Origin of the sequence: Streptomyces sp. NPDC050161 (genome assembly GCF_044460025.1) — a bacterium.
Lineage (GTDB): Bacteria > Actinomycetota > Actinomycetes > Streptomycetales > Streptomycetaceae > Streptomyces.
On the sequence record NZ_JBITJM010000004.1, the window covers coordinates 382,476 to 401,961 of the forward strand.

At 71.2% G+C, this 19,486-nt stretch carries 14 protein-coding genes and 1 pseudogene; 9 read left to right on the plus strand and 6 right to left on the minus strand.

The window, feature by feature from the left end:
* The first annotated feature begins 5 nt into the window (after positions 1 to 5).
* Both ACIBK8_RS09505 and ACIBK8_RS09510 read left to right on the plus strand, forming a co-directional pair.
* Complete coding sequence (locus tag ACIBK8_RS09505; protein ID WP_399041106.1) at positions 6 to 350, plus strand: MmcQ/YjbR family DNA-binding protein; 345 nt, start codon at positions 6 to 8, stop codon at positions 348 to 350.
* Positions 351 to 484: 134 nt separating this feature from the next.
* The gene (locus tag ACIBK8_RS09510; RefSeq protein ID WP_399041107.1) at positions 485 to 1,624 is read left to right on the plus strand and encodes a diaminopropionate ammonia-lyase; all 1,140 of its coding nucleotides are present in this window, start codon (positions 485 to 487) and stop codon (positions 1,622 to 1,624) included.
* Positions 1,625 to 1,654: 30 nt separating this feature from the next.
* On the opposite strand, the gene gntA is transcribed toward ACIBK8_RS09510, so the two are convergent.
* Positions 1,655 to 2,317 carry a guanitoxin biosynthesis heme-dependent pre-guanitoxin N-hydroxylase GntA gene (gene gntA, locus ACIBK8_RS09515; protein ID WP_399041108.1) on the minus strand — a complete coding sequence of 221 codons (663 nt, stop codon included), beginning with the start codon at positions 2,315 to 2,317 and terminating at the stop codon, positions 1,655 to 1,657.
* 258 nt (positions 2,318 to 2,575) lie between these two features.
* Between gntA and ACIBK8_RS09520 the strand changes: the two genes are divergently transcribed.
* Together ACIBK8_RS09520 and ACIBK8_RS09525 are read left to right on the plus strand one after the other, a co-directional pair.
* A complete protein-coding gene (locus tag ACIBK8_RS09520; RefSeq protein ID WP_399041109.1) occupies positions 2,576 to 3,817 on the plus strand; it encodes a hypothetical protein in 1,242 nt (413 codons plus the stop codon).
* Positions 3,814 to 4,434, plus strand: a complete 621-nt coding sequence (locus ACIBK8_RS09525) for a hypothetical protein (RefSeq protein ID WP_399041110.1) — start codon at positions 3,814 to 3,816, stop codon at positions 4,432 to 4,434. Before ACIBK8_RS09520 ends, ACIBK8_RS09525 begins: the two co-directional genes overlap by 4 nt.
* 107 nt (positions 4,435 to 4,541) lie before the next feature.
* On the opposite strand, the gene ACIBK8_RS09530 is transcribed toward ACIBK8_RS09525, so the two are convergent.
* Positions 4,542 to 6,878, minus strand: a complete 2,337-nt coding sequence (locus ACIBK8_RS09530) for a tetratricopeptide repeat protein (RefSeq protein WP_399041111.1) — start codon at positions 6,876 to 6,878, stop codon at positions 4,542 to 4,544.
* A gap of 313 nt (positions 6,879 to 7,191) precedes the next feature.
* On the opposite strand from ACIBK8_RS09530, the gene ACIBK8_RS09535 reads away from it, so the two are divergent.
* The 3 genes from ACIBK8_RS09535 (at position 7,192) to ACIBK8_RS09545 (ending at position 12,564) form a co-directional block, all read left to right on the plus strand.
* A complete protein-coding gene (locus ACIBK8_RS09535; RefSeq protein ID WP_399041112.1) occupies positions 7,192 to 10,281 on the plus strand; it encodes a tetratricopeptide repeat protein in 3,090 nt (1,029 codons plus the stop codon).
* A gap of 630 nt (positions 10,282 to 10,911) precedes the next feature.
* Entirely contained in the window at positions 10,912 to 11,643 is a 732-nt protein-coding gene (locus ACIBK8_RS09540; protein WP_399041113.1) for a ribonuclease H, read from the plus strand.
* A 180-nt stretch (positions 11,644 to 11,823) separates the two neighbouring features.
* Positions 11,824 to 12,564, plus strand: coding sequence for a class I SAM-dependent DNA methyltransferase (locus ACIBK8_RS09545; RefSeq protein ID WP_399041116.1), 741 nt, complete (start codon positions 11,824 to 11,826; stop codon positions 12,562 to 12,564).
* Between the two features lie 38 nt (positions 12,565 to 12,602).
* On the opposite strand, the pseudogene ACIBK8_RS09550 reads toward ACIBK8_RS09545, so the two are convergent.
* The 4 genes and pseudogenes from ACIBK8_RS09550 to ACIBK8_RS09565 all read right to left on the minus strand — a co-directional run.
* A pseudogene (locus ACIBK8_RS09550) lies at positions 12,603 to 12,788 on the minus strand (SAM-dependent methyltransferase); the annotation flags it as partial.
* A 97-nt stretch (positions 12,789 to 12,885) separates the two neighbouring features.
* Positions 12,886 to 14,172 (minus strand): serine hydrolase domain-containing protein, encoded by a 1,287-nt coding sequence (locus ACIBK8_RS09555; protein ID WP_399041117.1) that lies wholly within the window; start codon positions 14,170 to 14,172, stop codon positions 12,886 to 12,888.
* 198 nt (positions 14,173 to 14,370) lie between these two features.
* Entirely contained in the window at positions 14,371 to 15,603 is a 1,233-nt protein-coding gene (locus tag ACIBK8_RS09560; protein WP_399041118.1) for a VanZ family protein, read from the minus strand.
* A gap of 438 nt (positions 15,604 to 16,041) precedes the next feature.
* A complete protein-coding gene (locus tag ACIBK8_RS09565) occupies positions 16,042 to 16,968 on the minus strand; it encodes a 2-hydroxyacid dehydrogenase (protein WP_399041119.1) in 927 nt (308 codons plus the stop codon).
* A gap of 222 nt (positions 16,969 to 17,190) precedes the next feature.
* On the opposite strand from ACIBK8_RS09565, the gene ACIBK8_RS09570 reads away from it, so the two are divergent.
* Positions 17,191 to 18,564, plus strand: coding sequence for an MFS transporter (locus ACIBK8_RS09570; RefSeq protein ID WP_399041120.1), 1,374 nt, complete (start codon positions 17,191 to 17,193; stop codon positions 18,562 to 18,564).
* 54 nt (positions 18,565 to 18,618) lie between these two features.
* The gene (locus ACIBK8_RS09575; protein ID WP_399041121.1) at positions 18,619 to 19,380 is read left to right on the plus strand and encodes an IclR family transcriptional regulator; all 762 of its coding nucleotides are present in this window, start codon (positions 18,619 to 18,621) and stop codon (positions 19,378 to 19,380) included.
* The last annotated feature ends 106 nt before the right edge of the window (positions 19,381 to 19,486 follow it).

A 19,486-nucleotide genomic window follows, 5' to 3' on the forward strand; every position in this document is an offset into this window, starting at 1 on the left:
GGGCCATGACCGACTCCGATGACGTCCGCCGCCTCGCTCTCTCCCTGCCGGAAACCGTGGAGAAGATCGCCTGGGGCATGCCCACCTTCCGGGTCGCGGGGAAGATGTTCGTCACCGTCCCCGACGACGAGACCTCGTTCGCCGTGCGCTGCCCGGTCCTGGAACGGCAGGAACTGATCGCGGCCGAGCCGGAGAAGTTCTGGGTACCGCCGCACGAAGCCGCGTCCTCCTGGGTGCGCGTACGCCTCGCCGCCCTGGAGGACGTGGACGAACTCCGCGACATCCTCGTCGACTCCTGGCGGCAGGCGGCCCCCACCCGGCTGACGGACACCTTCCCCGGCAGCGGCTGACCACCGGGGGCAGCCCTCCCGGTCCGCGCCGGAACCGGCACGGCACCGGCCCGCACCCCCCGATCAGTTCCGGCCACGCGCGGAGATCGAAAATTGTGCTGGACCCGGGAACGGCAGGACGGCACGCTGAGCGGATGCCCGACAAGCGTTCATCCGCCCCGCCGCCCTGGTACGCCCGCCCCGCCGCCCGCACCTGGCGCTGTGCCCCCGCACCCGCCGACGTGCGGGCCTTCCACGCGGAACTGCCCGGCTACGCCGCCACCCCGCTCGTCGAACTGCCCGACCTGGCGCGGGAATTGGGTGTCGGACGGCTCTTCGTCAAGGACGAGTCGTCCCGCCTGGGGCTGCCCGCGTTCAAGGCGCTCGGCGCCTCCTGGGCGGTCCACCGTGTCCTGGCCGAACGGGCCACCCCCCATGGTGCGCACGCCCCGCTCACCCTCGTCACGGCCACCGACGGCAACCACGGCAGGGCCGTCGCCCGGATGGCCGGACGCCTGGGCGGCCCCGGCCTCACCGCCCACGTCTTCGTGCCGCAGGGCGTCCATCCGGCCGCCGTGGCCGCCATCGCCGCCGAAGGGGCCCAGGTCACCGAGGTCGAGGGAAGCTACGACGACGCGGTACGGCAGGCGGCCGACGCGGCCCGTGCGCCGGAAGCGGTACTCCTCCAGGACTCCTCCTGGCCCGGCTACGAACGGATCCCCGGCTGGATCGTCGAGGGCTACGCGACCCTGTTCGCCGAGATCGACACCCAACTGACCGGCGCGGGCGCACAGCTGGACGCCGGCCTCGTCGCCGTACCGGTCGGCGTCGGATCGCTCGCCCAGGCATGCGTCACCCACTACCGCAGCCGGCCGGGCGGCCCGTCTCCCGCGCTGCTCGCGGTGGAACCTGACTGCGCCGCCTGCGCCCTGGAGAGCCTCACCAGGGGAGAGCCGACCCCGGTGGAGACCGGTCCGACGACCATGGCGGGACTGAACTGCGGCACCCTCTCCCACCTCGCCTGGCCGTACCTGCGCGACGGTCTGGACGCCGCCGTGGCCGTCACCGACGCCGACAGCGCCGCGGCCTCCCGCGCCCTGGCCGCCCACGGAGTCTCCAGCGGCCCCTGCGGCGCCGCGGCACTGGCCGGCACCAGGGCCGCCCTCACCGGCCCCGGCGCCACCGAACGCCGCACCGCGCTCGGCCTCGGCCCTGCCGCCACCGTCGTCCTGCTCAGCACCGAGGGCACCGCCGCCAACCCGCACCTCGCAGATCCCCCCACGTCAACGGCCTGACACAGCCGCCACGTTCACCGCACGGCGTCCTCAGACACGTGCGGAGAACGGGCAGGTCCAGTCGGCCGGCTTGGGGCGGCCCGAGTAGCGCCTGGCCTCGGAGAGCTGCTCGTACTCCAGGAGGTTGGGGTTGATGTCGCCCTGGAGCTCGATGTCCTGCTTGCGTATCTTCTCCTGGAGCCGTTCCCACAGCCCGGCGGCCTTGATCCGGTCGAACTGGGCGTGGGAGTTGAACGCGAGCATCGGGAACGGCGGGCGGCGGCCGACGCGGCAGTGCGTTTCGTGCAGACCGATCACGAAGAACGGGTGCCCGGCGACGCTGTAGGCGAACGCCCCCGAGGACGGGTCGGCTTCGTATCCGTCGGCCCAGGGATGCGTACGGCTGTCATGGTCGTGCAGGGCCTGCAACTGCTGCCACAACAGCCGCTCGAAGTCGAGCTCCGACACTTCGAGGGGCCCCGAGAAGGTCGCCACGAAACTGGTGAAGGGCTTGGCGTTCCAGTCCACCGATGCCACATACGCCTGGAGATCGACCGCCATCTGCCGGGCCGACTCGTCATCCCCGAACCACGTGTAGTGGCGATGGGTGATGCCGCCCTGCCGCCAGGCGGAGCGCCCGGCGAGGCAGGCAAAGGAGTCGCCGAGCAGGAACTGCTTGACTACTTCGGTGGCGTCGGTGGTCTCAACCGGCATGTTCGCGACCTTCGGTGGAGGAGGGTACCCGTCGTAGGGAGGACCCACGCAGTGAAGATCGGCCACGGCCACTTCGTCAAGACAAGATCGTATTACTCCGCCGGGGCTCTCACCTGCGCAGTCACAGGGGCCGGTGGGAAGGTCCGCGACCGGTCCGGACGCGGGCAAGGTTTCTGCAAGGCCGGTGCAAGGAAAGCGGGGTGACGTCCGGGCACCCCATGGACGGGACTGTCCATCCGACATTCATGGGGGAAAGTGATGTCCGGAGAATCCACGGATTCGGCTCTGGTCCAGCGGGGCCAGTGGTCGACCGTACAGGACTGCAAACAGGTGTTGGTCATCGCCCACACCCTGACGTACGCGCAGCGTCTGCGGGAGGTGTTCGATCTGCTGGAGGCGGATCTGCGGATCCAGGTGGTCTTCACCGCGGCGCCGCACGCCTTCGGCGACGGTGTCCCGCAGTACCTGCACGGCCTCGGCATCGTCACGGTGCCCTGGGAGCAGGCCGTTCGCAGGGAGTTCGACCTGGCGCTGGCCGCCGGCTCGCGCGGGGTGCACGAAGTGCGGGCGCCGGTCGTCCGCCTCTCGCACGGCGCGGGCCACATCAAGCTCCTGCGCAACGCCGGCTCCCTCGGCCCCGGGGAGGAACGGCCGCCCGGGATGATGAGCCGTCAGCATCTGATGCGCGAGGGAAGCGTGGTGCCCGCAGCCGTCGCCTTCGCGCACGACAGCGACCTGGAAGTACTGTCCCGCTCCTGCCCCGAAGCGCTGCCCTTCGCGCACGTCGTGGGCGACCCCTGCTACGACCGGATCGTCGCAGGACGGCCCCGCCGGGACGATTACCGCAGGGCGCTGGGGCTCGGGGAAGGGCAGCGGCTCGTGGTGGTCCCCTCGACGTGGGGCCCCGCGTCGACCTTCGGGCGGCTGGACGCCCTGCTGCCGCAACTGCTGCATCAGCTGCCCGCCCGCGACTACCGTGTGGCGCTGCTCGCCCACCCCAACATCTGGGCCGGGCACGGAGGTTGGCAGATCAACGGCTGGCTGGCCGGCTGCCGGCGGCGCGGTATCGCCGTGGTACCGCCCGAAGCGGACTGGCAGGGGCTGCTGATCGCGGCGGACTGGATCGTCGGTGACCACGGTTCGCTGACCGCCTACGGCAGCCTGACCGACGCCACGCTGCTGCTCACCCCGGGAACGCGCCGCGACATCTCCGCCGCGTCACCGACGGCACGCCTCGCCGCGGTGGCCCCCGTGGTGTCGCCGTTGCACCCCTTGGAGGAGCAACTGCACTACGCGGCCGGGCGGCGCACGGCCGGACAGTACGACGAGGCGGCAGCCCTGCTCTCGTCGGCACCCGGCCAGTTCCACCAGCGCATGCGCACCCTCCTCTACCGCCTGCTGGAACTGGGCGAGCCGGCCTGCGCGCCGGTCGTGGCGCCGGTGCCCGAGCCACCGTCGCTGACGGTGTGGGAAGCCGCGGCACCGGGAGCGCGGCGGTGACCGGGCGCGCGGCCGGGCGCCGCATCCGTCCGGTGCCCGACACCGGCTGGTCCACGGTCAGGTTCGGCCGCCGGTGGCGGCCCGGCACGCTGCCGTCCGGTCAGGCCACGGGTGTCGCCGCCGTCGTCTGGCGCTCGGCGTCCGGCCGGGGAATCGCCCGGGTCCTGCTGGAGGTGGCGGGGGATCCGGCAGGGAGCGGCGTTCCGCCGGGAGGTGGCCACGACGCCGACGTACACCGGTGGGCGGACCCCGACGCACCGGGACCTTCCGGCCGGACGGAGTGCGCCGACCTCCTCGTCGGCCGTACTCCGCTCGCCCCGGGACACGCGCTGCTGCGCGCCCACGACCTGCTCGCCCGCCACCAGGGGTGCCTCATCGCCGCGGTCCCGCACACCACAGGGGGATGTGTGACCGCGGTGCGCGGCGCGGCCGAAGCGGTGTGGTGGCAGGGCGGCACCCGGGGCACGGGGCTCCGGGCCCACCCGCACATCCTCGCGTCGGTGCTGCACGCCTGGCTGGTCGCGGGCGGCGCCCCGGGGTGCGTACGGTCCGTCAGCCCGGTTCCGCGCGGCAGGTCACGGGCACCGGCCCGCGAGGTGCTGCGGGCCCGGCGCTGATCGTCAGGGGGCGGGGCGCCGCTCATCAGGACGTGTCCGTGAAGTCCCGTCGTCGGCCCGCGAGCCGGGCCGGTTTCGCGGGCACGCCCCGGGCCGGGTGCGGCAGTTCACAGCTGTCGCAGCCGGCCGTCGAGCCGTTCGGTGTCCGACGGGCTCACCAGCCGGTAGAGGTCACGGGCCGCCGTGTAGCACCGGACCGCCTCCGTCGCATCCGCGCGCTGCTGCGCCGACTGCCCGAGCCATTCCAGGCAGCGTCCCTGCCAGTGCCGGGAGAGGGTGTCGGGCTCGCGGAAGATCTGCAGCGCCGCGCGCAGCCGTGGTGTGCCGCTGACGTGATTCCCCCGGCAGGTCTCGGCGTGACCGAGGAAGGCCAGCGCGCGGGCCGCCTCGTAGGTTTCGTTCTCCGCTTCCAGCGCGGTGTGTGCCGCTGCGAAGTACTCGGCGGCATCGTCGTGCCGGTCGCAGGCCAGGGCGGTCTCCCCGAGCCTGATGCGGGTGAGTGCGGCGCCGCGCCGGTAGCCTGCCGACTCGCGCAGGTGCAGGGAGCGGGTGAAGTGCTCCCGTGCCGCGTCGAGTTGTCCGGCCCGCAGGCAGACGTGGCCGATGCCGTTGAGTGCCTGTGCCTGCTGCCGGACGTCGCCGTCGGCGGTGGCGTGCTCCAGGGCCTCGGTGAACCAGCGGATCGCCTCCGGGTGGCGTTCGGCGTCCCGTAAGCCGATCGCGCCGGAGGTGAGCATGCGGCCCTCGCCCGCCCGGTCCCCGGCGCTGCGGGCGGCGGCCAGCGCCAGTTCGTGCGCCTCGATCCAGGCATCGGAGTTGCGTACGCGAACGAACCACGGCCACATGGCGTCCACCAACTGCCAGCAGGCCGTGTGCCATTCCACCCGCGCGCAGTGGCGTACGGCCCCCATCAGCCCGGTGCGTTGCCCGTCGAGCCAGGCCAGCGCATCGGCCGGGCCGCTGAGCGGAGACGGCGCGATGTCGGGCGCACCGAAGTCCCGGGGCAGTGTGCGGTGGGCGGGGGTGAGGATGCCCTCGGCCGCGGTGGCGGTGCGCAGGCACCAGCCGACGAACCGCCGGAGCGTCCGCTCGTGCGCCGGCGCGTCCTCCTGGGAATCGCCGCGGCGCCGCGCGTGGGAGCGGATGAGGTCGTGCAGGCGGTACGTTCCCGGGCCGGTCTCTTCCACGAGATTGGCTTCCACCAGCGCGCTCAGCGCCCGCTCGGTCCCGGCGTACGGCAACTCGCCGACCGCGGTCAGCATGAAGAGGTCGTACCGGTCGGCCGGCAGCAGGCCCATCGTCCGGTAGAGCGCGGCGGCGTCCGGGGGCAGCAGCGCGTAGGTGGCGTCCAGCGCGGTGCGTACCACGGCTCTGCCGTCCATGCGGAGAGCATCGAGCACGCCCTGTCCCTGCGACAGGCTGTCGGCCAGCGAGGAGAGCGAGCGGTGCGGCCGGAACGCCAGTTGGGCGGCTGCCAGACACACCGCCAGCGGCAGGCAGGCGCACAGGGCGACCACCTCACGGGCGGCGACCGGGGATTGGGCGACGCGGGCTCCGCCGCCGGTCGCCAGCAGTTCGACGGCCGACTCCGGGGCGAGCGCGCTCAGCCGGTGCACGGCGGCGCCGTCGACCACCAGGCCGGTGAGCTGATTTCGGCTGGTGACTATGGTGAGACTGTCCGACGCCCCGGGCAGCAGAGGTCTGACCTGGGCTGCCGTCGCCGCGTTGTCCAGGAGGACGGCGAGCCGGAGGCCCGAGGTCAGGGACCGCCACAGGGCGACGCGCTGCGCGGTGTCCGCGGGTACGGCGGTGACGCCGAGCGCCTGAAGGAAGCCGCTCAGCACATCGGCGGCGCTCACCGGGCCGACCGGGGCCGCGGGCCCGGTCGCGTCGTCGGCCGGGGCACCGTCCGGGACGTCGGGGTGATCCAGGAGATGGCCGCTCAGGTCGGCGTAGAGATGGCCGTCGGGGTAGTCGTCCGCGCAGCGTCGCAGCCAACGGGAGACGAGCGCCGTCTTGCCGACCCCCGCAAGCCCGCTGACCACGACGAGACGCGCGGTGCCCCGCAGATCCTCCAGTGCCCGCAGGTCGGCCTCGCGCCCGATCAACTCCGGACGTACCGGTGGCAGTTGACGGGGGACGGGGATGGCCGCTGTCACGGGCTGGTGAATGTGCACGCCGCCGCGGATCTCGCGGGCCTGCACGCTCGACCCGTACACCTGGGCCTGTCCTGCGAGGGTGTTGGTGTACTGGGGCGCGGCGTCGGGCCGTGGCGCGTGGCGCCGGAGCCAGTCGTTCAGCGCCTGGCGGACGGCGGGGTCGTCAACGGCCCGTGCGTGGAGGGCGAGGGCCAGTTCGCGCAGCGTGGCGGAGGTGCCGTCCGCGGCCTTTTCCCAGGCGGCGACAACGGGCCGGTGCGCGGCGATGCGCGCGACCGCGGCCAATTCCGGCCATCCGGCTGATTCTTTCCCCCCACACATGATCATGGCCGACAGCAGTTCATCGGCTCTGTGTAATTCGGGAGTGGGCACGTCCGCAACCTCCTCAGCACAGGGCTCCAGAATGTCATAGGCATATGCATCGCTCATACTTCGGCGTCAGCCGCACATTGACATCTCCCCGCCTCGCGCGCTTCAGGAACACAAAGATGCGTGGTCGTAAGCCAATTCCAGACTTCAACGAAATGCATCTGGTCGCGTCGGCCAGGTGCATGTCATTGTCGGGCACGGGGAGACCGTACCGGCGGGAGGGGCGCTGGTGGAGTTCTGGATCAGGCTTTCAGGATCGGTCGAGGTGCCGGCGGCCGGTGAATCCGACGATTTGAGACCGATGAAGACGCGGCTGACGCTTGCCGCCCTGGCCTGGGACGCAAGTCGCACCGTCAGCATCGACACCCTGATCCGCCGGGTCTGGGACGACACCCCGCCCGCCAAGGCCAAAGACGCTCTCTACGTGCACATTTCCCGCATCCGGCGCGCGCTGAGCAGCGCCGGGAGCGACGCGCCCACCATCATCAGCCGCGCCAACGCCTATGTCCTGCAAGTCGATCCGGACCGGGTGGATCTGCGCCGCTACCTCAGCCTCGTGGCCCAGGCCCGCACCCTGCGGGACAGCGGGGCACCGGCCGACGCGCTCCGCATGCTGGACCGCGCCGACGGCCTCTGGGGCGGCGAGCCGCTGGCCGGGATCACCGCCTACTGGGCCGAACAGGTACGCGGCGAGGTACGGGAAGTCAGCCTGACCGCAGGGAAGTTACGCGCCGGCCTCCTCCTCCGGGAGGGCCGTTTCGCGGAGGCCGTACCCGGTCTGCTGCCGCTGGCCGAGGAACACCCCGTGGACGAAATGCTCGTCGAGCAACTCGCACTCGCCCTGCACGGCAGCGGCCGTACCGCCGAAGCGACCCGGCTCCTGCAACAGACCCGCCGCCGCATCACCCGCGACCTCGGATCCGAACCCGGCCGCCGGCTCCAGCACATACACCGGGGAATCCTGTCCGGCACCGCGGCCGACGCGCTGTTGCCCGAGCCCGTCAGGGCAGGGGCCGGTGCCCCGAAGGGCGCGGCACCGGACAATTTGCCGATGGACGTGCTGTGGGTCGGCCGTCGCGACGAACTGCGTCATCTCACGGACGCCCTCGACGTCGCCGGCCGGGCAGGCGGTCCCGTCGTCACGGTCGAGGCGATCGGCGGGATGGGAGGAATCGGAAAAACTTCGCTCGCGGTACATGTCGCCCACCAGTTGCGCGACCGGTTCCCCGACGGCCGGCTCTACCTCCACCTGCGCGGGCACACGCCGGACAGCGAGCCACTGGACCCGGCTCGGGGCCTCGCCATTCTGCTGCGCCAGCTCGGGAAGGAGAATCTGCCGCAGAGCACGGAGGAACTCGCGGCGCTGTGGCGCACCACCGTGCAGGACCGCAGGATGCTGGTGATCCTCGACGACGCCGCGGGGCTCGCCCAGATCAGGCCGCTGCTGCCCGGCTCCTCACCGACGGCCGTCATCGTGACCAGCCGCCGACGGCTCACGGGCCTGCCGCAGATACGCTCGATCTCGCTCGACGAGATGCCGGTCGACGACGCCGTCGCCCTGTTCGAGCGCCGTCTGGGGCCGCACCGCCTGCCCTGCCGCACGGACAGCGCGGAAATCGTACGGCTCGCCGGATACATTCCCCTCGCGATTGAAATCCTCGCCAGCCGCCTGCTCTCCCGGCCGTCCTGGACAGCCGCTGACCTGCTGCGGCAATTGAACGGCAGTGGCGGTCACCTCTCCCAAATCCGCGACGGCGAGGTGCGGATGGCACACATCTTCGCCCTCTCCTATCGCGATCTCACCCCCTCGCAAAAGCTGGTGTTCCGTCGCGTCGGCCGTCATCTCGGCGTCGAGTTCGGACCGCAGGCCGCAGCCGCACTGTCCGGACTCCCTTTCGACGAGACCGAACGCGCGCTGGAGGCACTGCTGACCGGGCACCTCCTCTTCGAGCCGTCCCCGCACCGGTTCCGAATTCATGATCTTTTACGCGAGTACACGCGCACACTGATAGGCGACGAGCCCGGCGAGGACACGGACGTCGATTCCGATCACGATGTGCGGCAGGCGCTCCAGCGGCTGACGGCGCACTACCTCGGCGTCGCGGACCGGGCCGACCGGCTCGCCTACCCCTTCCGCTCACGCTCCGCGCCGCTCCCCACGGGACAAGCGCCGGTGGCGGAGCCCGGCGGCCGTCTCACCAATGCCGGTGACGCAGAGCAATGGTTCATCACGGAAGGCGGCAATCTCCTGGCCTCGCTGGAATACGTGCGGGCGCAGGGCTCGCCGGGGCGACTGGCCGAAGTCGTCCACGTGCTCGCCGGATTCCTGGACATGGAGGGCTACCTGGCGACGGCCGAGCCACTGCTGCGCGCGGCCGTCGCGCACTGGCGTACGGTCCGTGACGAGCATGCCCTCGCGTGCGCACTGCTCGATCTCAGTACGGTGTGCGCACACAGTGGTCACTACGATGAAGCGCACGCGACGGCCGATGAGGCGCTCGCGCTCGCACGGGCGCTCAAGATGCCGGAGCTGGAGAGTGAGTCGATTCATCAATTGACCATTCCGCTCTGGCACACGGGGCAATACGTCATTGCACTTGAGTTGCAGAAACACTCTCTTAATCTGCGACTGCAAACATCGGACAAGTTTCAGATTGCTCGCGGTTACAACCTCATTGGTATCACCTATCTGCATCTGAATCGGATCGAAGAGTCGCTGAAATGCTTCACCGAGGCTCTCGCTGGATTCACCGCAGTCAGTGACCAAAGGGGTACATATCGCACATTGAACAATATTGCGGAGCTGCAGCAGAAATTGGGAAATCTGGATGCTGCGGAACGCGCATATCGCAAAGCCATGGATCTGTCGAGAAGTATGGGCAGTAGAGGCGATTACGCGACGCTTCAAATGAACCTTGGCAGTGTTCTCGCCGAAACCGGGCGAGCCGACGAGGCGCTGCGCCTCTTTGAGGCGGCCCTGCCCGCGCTGCGCAGCGTCGCCGATGCGCGCGGAACCGTCATTGCCCGGAATGGGCTCGGTAGGGCACTCCAGGCGGTGGGCCGCGAGGAGGAAGCGATGACGCACCACCTCGCCGCCCTGGTGGAGGCGCGGCGCATCCGCGCGACCGGCGAGGAGATCGCCGCCCTCTATGACCTGGGGCGAGTGGCTCGGGCGACCGGCCGACTCCAGCAGGCGGCCGAGCGCTGGAAGGCCGGCCTTGACCTCAGCCGGCGCATCGGGGCGCGCGCGGAGGAGGCCCGGGCTCGGGGGGCGTTGGCTGGGCTCCAGGGGTTGGGTGAGTTGCCCTCCGGCGACTGATGGGCTGTACCGCGGGGCGACGCTGTCGGTCGCGAGTGATTTGAGCTCGCCGACTCCGCTGTGTGTCGCGAAAAGGTGCAAGGTGCCTTAAGCGGTCTTTTGGAGCGACTGGACTATTGGCATATGCCGAAAGTCTATGCTGGATGGAACCCCCTGTAAGACTTCCTGTCAGGTCCGAGGAGCGCAGAAGAATTTGCGATGACCAGAGATTTGAGTGATCATTGCGGAGTAGTGAGCGATGGGGGTGCCGGTTCATCGGTGCCCTGCCATGCTCGCCCCCTCTTGTGCCCTGTCAAGGAGCCATCGCACTTGTTTTCGCCATTTGACTTCATCGTTGCACTTGCTATAGCTAACTCTCCTTCCCACTCTGGGAGCCAGCACGTCGATTCGGTGAGCCACGGACAGTCGTATAACAGCGCGGAAGGGCAAGGGGTCTGCATGCCCTATTTGAAGCGCGGCCCGAACGAGGAAACGCAGCGAGGTACAGGGCGGGGCGGCGGCGCGTCACCTGATCCTCTGGCGTAAGAGCGTAACCCGAGCCTCTGCCGGTGAAGATATCGAACACTTCACTGGCAGGGGCTTCTGCGTGGGCGCCAGCCCCCACGGCCCCCGCCCCCGCTCCCACCTGGGATGATCGACGGCATGGCTGAACGTATGAGCGCCGCGTGCGACGGGGCGTCGAAAGGGAATCCCGGTCCTGCGGGCTGGGGCTGGGTCGTCGCGGACGAGGAGGGCAATCCAAGCCGGTGGGAGGCCGGTCCATTGGGGAAGGCGACGAACAACGTCGCGGAACTCACCGCCTTGGAGCGGCTGTTGACGGCGGTCGACCCTGACGTCCCGCTGGAGATCCGGATGGACTCCCAGTACGCGATGAAGGCGGTCACGACCTGGCTGCCCGGTTGGAAACGCAAGGGCTGGAAGACGGCGGCGGGCAAGCCGGTCGCCAACCAGGAACTGGTCGTCCGTATCGACGAGCTGCTCGCGGGCCGCTCCGTCGAGTTCCGGTACGTGCCGGCGCACCAGGTGGACGGGGACCGGCTCAACGATTTCGCCGACCGCGCGGCGAGCCAGGCAGCGATCACTCAGGAGGCCGCCGGCAGCGCGCTGGGCTCGGCGCAGCCGCCGGCCGCGCCGGACGTCGCACGGTCCGGTGGCGGGCGCCGCGGCACCCAGGGCTCGGCGGCGAAGACGTCGTCGGCGCCCCGCAAGCGCAGCGCCGGGGGCTCGGCGCGGACGCTGAAGGCGAAGTTCCCCGGCCGCTGCCGCTGCGGGCGCGCGTACTTGGCGGGCGAGTCCATCGCCAAGAACCCGGACGGCTGGGGCCATCCGGAATGCCGCACGGGCAGCGGCGACGAGGCATAGCGGGACAGTGGGATCGCGGGCGGCGGACGGCGGGGGACTGGGCGGCGGCGGACCCACCGGAAGGTGAGTGTGCGGCCGGGCCTCAGTGGCCCGGGCCGCCGCCGCGCTGCCGGGCCATATGGCCGTCGACGCCCGGAAAATACGCAGCGCGGCCGGGGCCCCTCGCAGTACCGTCCGGCCATGGACGATGAGGACGGCTACTTCGGAGAGCCTGTTGCGGCGACGTACGACGAGTCGTCGGGGGAGATGTTCGAACCCGCTGTCGTCGAGGAGACGGCCGGGTTTCTGGCGGGGCTCGCGGCGGGTGGCCGGGCGCTGGAGCTGGGCATCGGGACGGGACGCATCGCGCTGCCGCTGGCCCGCCGCGGCGTCCCGGTCCACGGCATCGATCTGTCACGAGCCATGGTTGCCAGGCTGCGCGCCAAGCCGGGCGGCGACGCGATCGGCGTGACCACCGGCGACTTCGCGACGACCCGGGTGCCGGGCACGTACTCCGTCGCGTATCTGGTCTTCAACACGATCATGAATCTGACGACGCAGGCGGCGCAGGTCGCCTGCTTCCGCAACGCCGCCGATCACCTGGAGCCGGGGGGCTGCTTCGTCATCGAGGTGATAGTGCCCGAGCTGCGGCGGCTGCCGCCGGGGCAGAACGCCGTACCGTTCCATGTCGGCCCGGATCGCTGGGGGTTCGACACCTATGACGTGGCCACCCAGGCGATGAGCTCGCATCATTTTGACGTTGCAGACGGGCATGCCGAGTACCGTTCCCTCCCCTTCCGGTACGTCTGGCCGGCGGAGCTGGACCTGATGGCCCAGCTGGCCGGGCTGCGGTTGCGGGAGCGGTGGGCGGGGTGGGCGGGGGAGCCCTTTACGAGTGAGAGCCGGCAGCACGTATCGGTCTGGGAGAAGCCCGGCGAGTGAGAGTCGGTGCCGCGGGTGCGTCCGGGGGTTGGTGCGCGTTACTCCTGCCGCTGTTCCGGGGGCGGTTGGGTGTGCTGCCCGGCGGCGTCCTGGCGGGGTTTGCGGAAGAGGGCCGTCCACAGAAAGGGCTCGCCGAAGAGCGGTGACGTTTCCGGCTCGTCGTGCATGCGGCGCAGTTCGATCTCCGTCAGTCCGGCGAAGATCTTGCGCAGCGCCTCGGGGGTGGCCCCGCCCGTCGGGCAGGTGCCAGTGGGGAGGGGTGCGTGCGCTTCGGGGGCCCGTACGGCGGCATTGCGTGGGGCGCCTGCGAGGGTTTTTTGTTCAGGTGTGGCGGCGGGGGGGGGGGGCGGGGGTGCGCCCCCCGGCGGGGGGGGGTTGTGGGGGGGGGGGTTTTGGGGGGGGGGGGGGCCCGGGCTTTCCGCAGAACTCCGCCTCGATGACGTCGGTGTAGACCGCGGAGTCCGTCAGCCAGTCGCCGTTGATGTTGAAGGTCAGCTGCTTCTCGCCGTCCGCGGTGCCGACGACGCCGGAGAGCGAGCCGTTGGTCCGGCCGGTCTTGCCGACCACCTGTATGCCGCAGTTCAGGGTGGCGAATTCGACGCCGAGCCCGTAGCCCGTTTCGTGGCCGGCCGGTACCTCTTCGAGCATCTCCTTCATCCGCGCCGGAGGCAGCAACTCCCCTCGTATCAGGGCGCGTTCGAAGCGGTTGAGGTCACCGGTCGTGGAGATCAGCTCGCCCGATGCGCCCAGCCAGGACATGTTCTGCTCGGTCGCGTCGTGGATCGGGGCGTCGGGGTTCTCGTCGTGCAGCCGCGAGTAGGCGACGGGGTGGGGCGACGGCAGCTGCGCCGCGGTGCCGGGGAATGAAGTGTCGTGCAGTTTCAGCGGCTTGATGATGCGCTGCGTCGCCTCGTACGCGTAGGAATGTCCGGTCACCTTCTCGATGACCATGCCGGCGAGTACGTAGTTGGTGTTCGAGTACCACGGGTTCGTGTGGGCATCGGGCTTCGGCGTGTGCTGCATCGCGACCGCCACGAGCTGCTCGGGCGTGTACGTGTCGTAGCGGTGCTCGGGGAAGTTCTTGCCGGAGGCGTTGACCTTGAATTCTTCGTCATCGGTGTGGCTGTACAGGCCGCTGGTGTGGTTGAGCAGCTCTTGCAGGCTGATGGTGCGGCCGTCGTTCTTGTTGCCCCGCACCAGTCCTGGCAGCCACTTCTCGACCTTGTCGTCCAGGCTCAGCCGTCCCTCGTCCGCCAGTTGGAGGATGACGGTCGCGATGAACATCTTGGTGATGCTGCCCGCCCTGAAGTGCTCGTCCGCCGAACGCTTCCGTCCGGTCGCGGTGTCCGCGACACCCGCCGAGCCGTTCCAGGTGCCCGTACGGTCCAGGACCTCGGCCGAGATCCCGGGCAGCCCACCCTTCTCCACAGCCTTGTGCAGCGCGGCCTGCGTGGCTTCGTGCGCACCGGCCGGTGCGACGGCCGCGGCCGGGCCCTTGGGATGGTTCCCGGCCGCCGCGGTCGCGTGGGCCGGGGCGAGTGAGGTCGCCCCTACCGAGGCGGTCACGGCAAGAGCGAGTAAGGCGTTACGTGTTGCCTGACGGTTCATCCGTCCTACCTCCGGTACTCATGGGGCCGGTTGTGCCCCTGTGGGAGGAGTGACGCGAGGCGGAGAGCGGGAGTTGAGCGAAGGGCCGGGTTCGTTGGATCCGGTGTGCTGCCCTGCCTCCGTGACCGGCGGCCGGGGCGCGTCGGCCCGCCGGTCACGCCGGGGCGCGTCGGCCGGCCGGTCACGGGGCAGGACGTCTCACGACCCGGAGTGTGCCCGTTCCGTCTGCTGCCGCTGCGCGTCGTCGGACGCCGCCGTACGGTCGGCGCCGGGGGTGTTCCCCTTGCGGGCGCGCAGGTGTGGCAGCGCCTCGTTCGTCACGCCGGACCAGACCTCGTGCCTGCCCAGCCGCTCGGGGTGCCGCCGGGCGTCCCTGATGCCCCAGGCGTACAGCGCCAGGCAGACCACGGCGGCCAGGCAGCCGAGCACCGCGACGGCCAGCAGCCCGGCGAGGTCCCCGGACATGGGGTTGCCGATGAGGGGTGTGACCGCGACCAGGCACAGTGTGGTGAGTGCCAGGGGAGCGGCCAGGGCGAGCGCCCGCAGGGCCAGGGGGCCGAGGCCGGGCCGGGCTCCGCCGGGTCCGGTGAGGCGGAGCAGCAGTGCGTGTTTGCCCGGTGTCGCGCCGGTCAGCCACGGCATCACCACGAACCAGAGCGCCAGGATGACGACCGGCGTCAGCAGGGCGTCGCCGGGGTCGGAGACGAGGTAGACGGCGAAGGTGGCGGGCACGGTCAGCACCACCAGGCCCGTCATGTCCACCACCAGCGCCACCAGGCGGCGGCCGAACGGGACCGTGTCGTCGGCGGCCAGGGCCCGGTCGTCCAGCGTGTCCAGCTCCGGCAGGAAGCGCGCCAGGGGCCCGGCGAGCGCCCAACCGATCGACGCGCCCGCCGTGTTGGCCAGCAGGTCGTCCACCGCGAAGAGCCGGTACGGGCACGGGTAGATCCCCCACAGCCCGGTGAACTGGGTCAACTCGAAGAACAGCGAGGCGAGCAGGCCCGCGGCGGTGGCGGCGACGAGGCCGCGGCGGACGTGCAGCCGGATGAAGACGCCGAGGGGCAGCAGCAGAAGGAGGTTGAAGACCGTCTGCCAGAAGGCGGGGTTGTGCAGGATGAGCGCACCGAAGGAGAGGTGGTGGTGCGCCTCCTTCCACAGGTCCGCAACGAAGCTGCCCGGCATGAACTGGGGCTTCCCGAAGGACGGATACGCCTGGCAGACGTCCACCGTCGGCCCCGGCAGCGGCACCACGACCAGGCAGAGGGCCGAGATGCCGTAGTAGACGCAGCCGTAGACGGACAGCGTCCGCCAGCGCGTCATGATGCCGTGCCGCCGGTAGAGCACGATCGCCATCGGCACCGACATCAGCACCGCGAGGACGGGGAAGAGCAGCGCCGCGGTGCTGAGCGGGAGGATGTAGGCGCCGGTCACCGTGTGCCCTCCCGCGGTGCCGGTTCCGTCGTTCTTCTCTCCCGCGGGAGCGGTGCTGCCCGGCTGCCCGCCGGTATCCGTCCCCCGGCGCTCCGGCTGTCCGGCGCGCGGTGCCCCATCGGACGGGCGACCCCTGTGGCGGGGAATGTCCCGAAGTGCATGTGTGTCCTGTCGTCTTGCTCGGCAAGGAGTGGCGAGTGCCTGCCCCGGACCGGCGCGCAGGGCGGCCCGGCTCGGGGCGAGTGGTCGGTCCGCTCCGCGCCTGCCGCCGCCGGGCCGCGTGTCACGGGCCCGGCGCGCCGCTGTGCCGCCCGTGATCGCTGCGGCGTGGGGCCGGGGACAGGGCCTCGCAGCTGATCTTGTCAGATGAACGCGGTGGCGGGTGTCTTGCTGTTGCCCCTGGGAACGGAGGGCACGGGCGGCACGACGACGGGGGCGTCAGCGGGCGGAGACAGGGTGGAGGAGCGGCTCTCCGGCGGCCCATCGGTGTACCTGCTCCACGATCAGCCGCTCGGCGCGCGGGCGGAACGCGGCCGAGCCGCCCGCGACATGGGGCGTGATGAGGACGCCGGGTGCGTGCCGCAGGGGGTGGTCCGCGGGGAGCGGCTCGGGGTCGGTGACGTCGAGGGCGGCGCGCAGGCGGCCCGTGCCGGCCTCGGCGAGCAGGGCGTCGGTGTGCAGGGTGCGACCGCGGCCGATGTTGACGACGAGGGCGCCGTCGGGGAGCGCCGCCAGCTCCCTGGCCCCGAACAGGCTGGTGGTGGCGGGACTTTCGGGCAGGATCAGGACCGCGATGTCCACGTCGGGCAGCAGCTCGGGCAGTTCGTCGACGGCGTGGACGCGCTGGTCGGGGCGGGCGGTGCGGGCCACCCGTACGACCTCGGCCTCGCAGGCCAGCAGCCGGCGTTCCAGGGCCGTGCCGATGGAGCCGTATCCGATGAGGGCCACCCGGCTGTCGGCCAGGGAGCGGGTGAAGTGCGGCTGCCAGCGTCCGGCGGTCTGATCCGCGGCCCAGCGGGGCAGTTCGCGTTGTGCGGCGAGTATCAGCCCGATGGCGTGCTCGGCGGCCGACGCGTCGTGCAGCCCGCGGCCGTTGTGCAGGGCGACACCAGGGGGGAGCAGCGGCTGGAGCTTGTCGACTCCGGCGCTGAGGCTCTGGACCGCGCGGAGGGCGGGGAGCCTGGGCAGCAGCCGGTGTGCGTCGGGGACGGCGTAGGGCATGACCCACAGGTCCACCAGGTCGAGCGTTTCCTGGGGGAGGTGTTCGGGCGGCGCGATGCCGTCCCAGAGGTGGACGCGTACGCCGTCGGGCCAGGGGCCGTGGCGCAGGTCGAGTTCCGGCCAGGGGATGAGGATGTCGGTCATCGCGGCTCTCCTTCGGTGCTGGGGCGCGGGCCGTGGTCCGCCGCGTCCGATTCGTCCCTTGTTCGAGGTGGTGGCGGCTTGTTCACGGCTTCGTTCGCTCGGGGTGGGGTGTTCGGCGGCTGAGTGCGTCCGGCCATTGACCCGGCCGCCGCGCCCTCGTAAGTTCTTCCCGCCCAGTGAAACACTTTCCACCTCACGGAAAACAGGGGGTCAGGGATGACAATGCCGTCATCTTCCCGGCGGACCAGCGGTTCCCCGACGTCCACAGGAGCGCGGCAACCCGCCGGCGCCCCACCGCCCACCGGCGGCTTCTGGAGCTCCAGCCGGGCCCGGTACCTGATACCGGTCGCCTTCCTCACCTACTCGCTCGCCTACCTGGACAAGTCCAACTACGCGATCGCATCGGCCGGCGGCATGACCGGCGAACTGCACCTCTCGGCGGGCCTCGACTCGCTGATCGCCGCGTCCTTCTTCCTCGGCTACTTCTTCTTCCAGATCCCCGGCACCATCTACGCCGAGCAGCGCAGCGCCCGCCGCCTCGTCGCCTGGTCGACCGTGACCTGGGGGCTGCTCGCCGTGGTGCAGGGACTGCTGAGCAGCCCGGGACAGCTGATCGCCGTACGCTTCGCGCTCGGCGTCGTCGAGGGCGCGGTGCTGCCGTCGATGGTGATGCTCCTGGGCCGGTGGTTCACCGACCGCGAGCGCGGACGCGCCAACACCCTGCTCATCCTCGGCAACCCGGTCACCGTGATGTGGCTCTCGGCGCTGTCGGGATGGCTGGTGTCCGTCTCCAACTGGCGCGTGATGTTCATCGTCGAAGGCATCCCCTCGGTCATCTGGGGCCTGCTGTGCCTGCGGCTCCTCAAGGACCGCCCCGAGGACGCCTCTTGGGTGTCCGCCGGCGAACTGGCCGCCCTCCAGGAGGACCGCAACGCCGCCCCCGCCCCCTCGGGCACCCTGAGCCAGGAGTACCGCAAGGTGCTGCGCTCACGCCCGGTGCTCCTGATGGCGGTGCAGTACTTCTTCTGGTCGTTCGGCATGTACGGCTTCATCTTCTGGCTGCCCTCCATCGTCAAGAAGGGATCCGGCGAAGGCATCGGCGCCACCGGACTGCTCACCGCCGTCCCCTACGCCTTCGCGGTCCTCGCCATGCTCGTCAACTCCCGCCTGTCCGACCGCAGCGGACGCCGCCGCATCGCCGTATGGCCGTGGCTGGGCGCGGGCGGACTCGCCCTGTTCGGGTCCTACGCCGCCGGATCGAACTTCCCCGTGGCACTCGCCCTGCTCGTCGTGGCCGGACTCTGCCTCTACGCGCCCTACGGCCCCTACTTCGCCCTGGTCTCCGCGCTCGCCCCGCCCGGCGTGTCCGGCGCGGCCGTCGCCCTGGTCAACTCCCTCGGCGCACTCGGCTCCTTCGCCGGCACCTACCTGGTGGGCTGGATACGCGGCACGCCCCTGGGAGACGGCGGCGCCTTCGCCCTCATGGCGGCCGGCGCCCTGCTCTCCGCAGCACTCATGCTCGCCGTCCGCGAGCCCCGCACCCCGCCCGCCCCGGGTACCGTGACCAGGCAGCCGACCGCTGCGACCCGCACCTGAACGCGCCGGCGAACCGTCCCGGCGCACCCACGCACCACACAGGAGACGAGCAGCGTGACCACGACGTCCGGCGACGACCTGCTCAGCCGGGGCCTGCGGCTGCTGACCGTGCTGGCCGACCACCCATCGGGCCTCGGCGTCAGCGCAGCGGCCCGCGCCGCCGCACTCCCCGTCAGCAGCGCCCACCGCATCCTCCAACGCCTCGCCGCCGAACGCTTCGTCTCCTACGACGAGGACACCAGGCGCTACGCCCTCGGCGTACGGGTACTCGAACTGTCCCGCGGATTCCACCGCTCACCGGCCGGCTACTCCGCGGCAGCCGCCCCCATGCGCCACCTCGCCGCCCGCACCGGCCTGCCCGCGATCGCCGGCATCCGCTACGACCGCGACGTCCTCCTCGTCCTGACCGCACAGGGCACCCAGCACCTCCAGCTCCGCAGCGCCGAGGGCACCCGCAACGCCTGGCACGCCACCTCGCTCGGCAAGGCACTGGTGGCCGCGCTGCCGCCGCGCGAACGCGAGGAACTCCTCACGGCCGGGCTGCGGCAGGTCACCGACCGCACCCTGACCGACCCGGACGCGCTGCGCGCAGAACTCGACCGGGTAAGGGCCCAGGGCTGGGCGGAAGTCGACGAGGAGAGCGAGGTCGGCGTCCGCTCCATCGCCGTGCCGGTGCCCGCACCCGCCGGGTACACCCCCCGCCTGGCCGTCTCCCTGGGCGCCGCCGTCGCCCTCACCGAAGCCGACGAACTGCGCTCCCACGTACCGGCCCTGCGCGCCTGCGCGGAGGAGATCGCCGCCCACATGGACCACTGACCGCCCCGGGCGCCCCGCCACGGTCTCCGCTTCCGCTCCTGCTCCCGCTTCCCAACAGGCCCGTGGATTCCGTAGATTCGGCCACTCGGATCACCACGTACGCAGC

Excerpts from the sequence above, each read along its gene's own strand:
- ACIBK8_RS09505 (WP_399041106.1), top strand. The coding sequence starts at position 6 with ATGACCGACTCCGATGACGTCCGCCGCCTCGCTCTCTCCCTGCCGGAA.
- ACIBK8_RS09510 (WP_399041107.1), top strand. The coding sequence starts at position 485 with ATGCCCGACAAGCGTTCATCCGCCCCGCCGCCCTGGTACGCCCGCCCC.
- gntA (WP_399041108.1), bottom strand. The coding sequence starts at position 2,317 with ATGCCGGTTGAGACCACCGACGCCACCGAAGTAGTCAAGCAGTTCCTG.
- ACIBK8_RS09520 (WP_399041109.1), top strand. The coding sequence starts at position 2,576 with ATGTCCGGAGAATCCACGGATTCGGCTCTGGTCCAGCGGGGCCAGTGG.
- ACIBK8_RS09540 (WP_399041113.1), top strand. The coding sequence starts at position 10,912 with ATGATCGACGGCATGGCTGAACGTATGAGCGCCGCGTGCGACGGGGCG.
- ACIBK8_RS09545 (WP_399041116.1), top strand. The coding sequence starts at position 11,824 with ATGGACGATGAGGACGGCTACTTCGGAGAGCCTGTTGCGGCGACGTAC.
- ACIBK8_RS09555 (WP_399041117.1), bottom strand. The coding sequence starts at position 14,172 with ATGAACCGTCAGGCAACACGTAACGCCTTACTCGCTCTTGCCGTGACC.
- ACIBK8_RS09565 (WP_399041119.1), bottom strand. The coding sequence starts at position 16,968 with ATGACCGACATCCTCATCCCCTGGCCGGAACTCGACCTGCGCCACGGC.
- ACIBK8_RS09570 (WP_399041120.1), top strand. The coding sequence starts at position 17,191 with ATGCCGTCATCTTCCCGGCGGACCAGCGGTTCCCCGACGTCCACAGGA.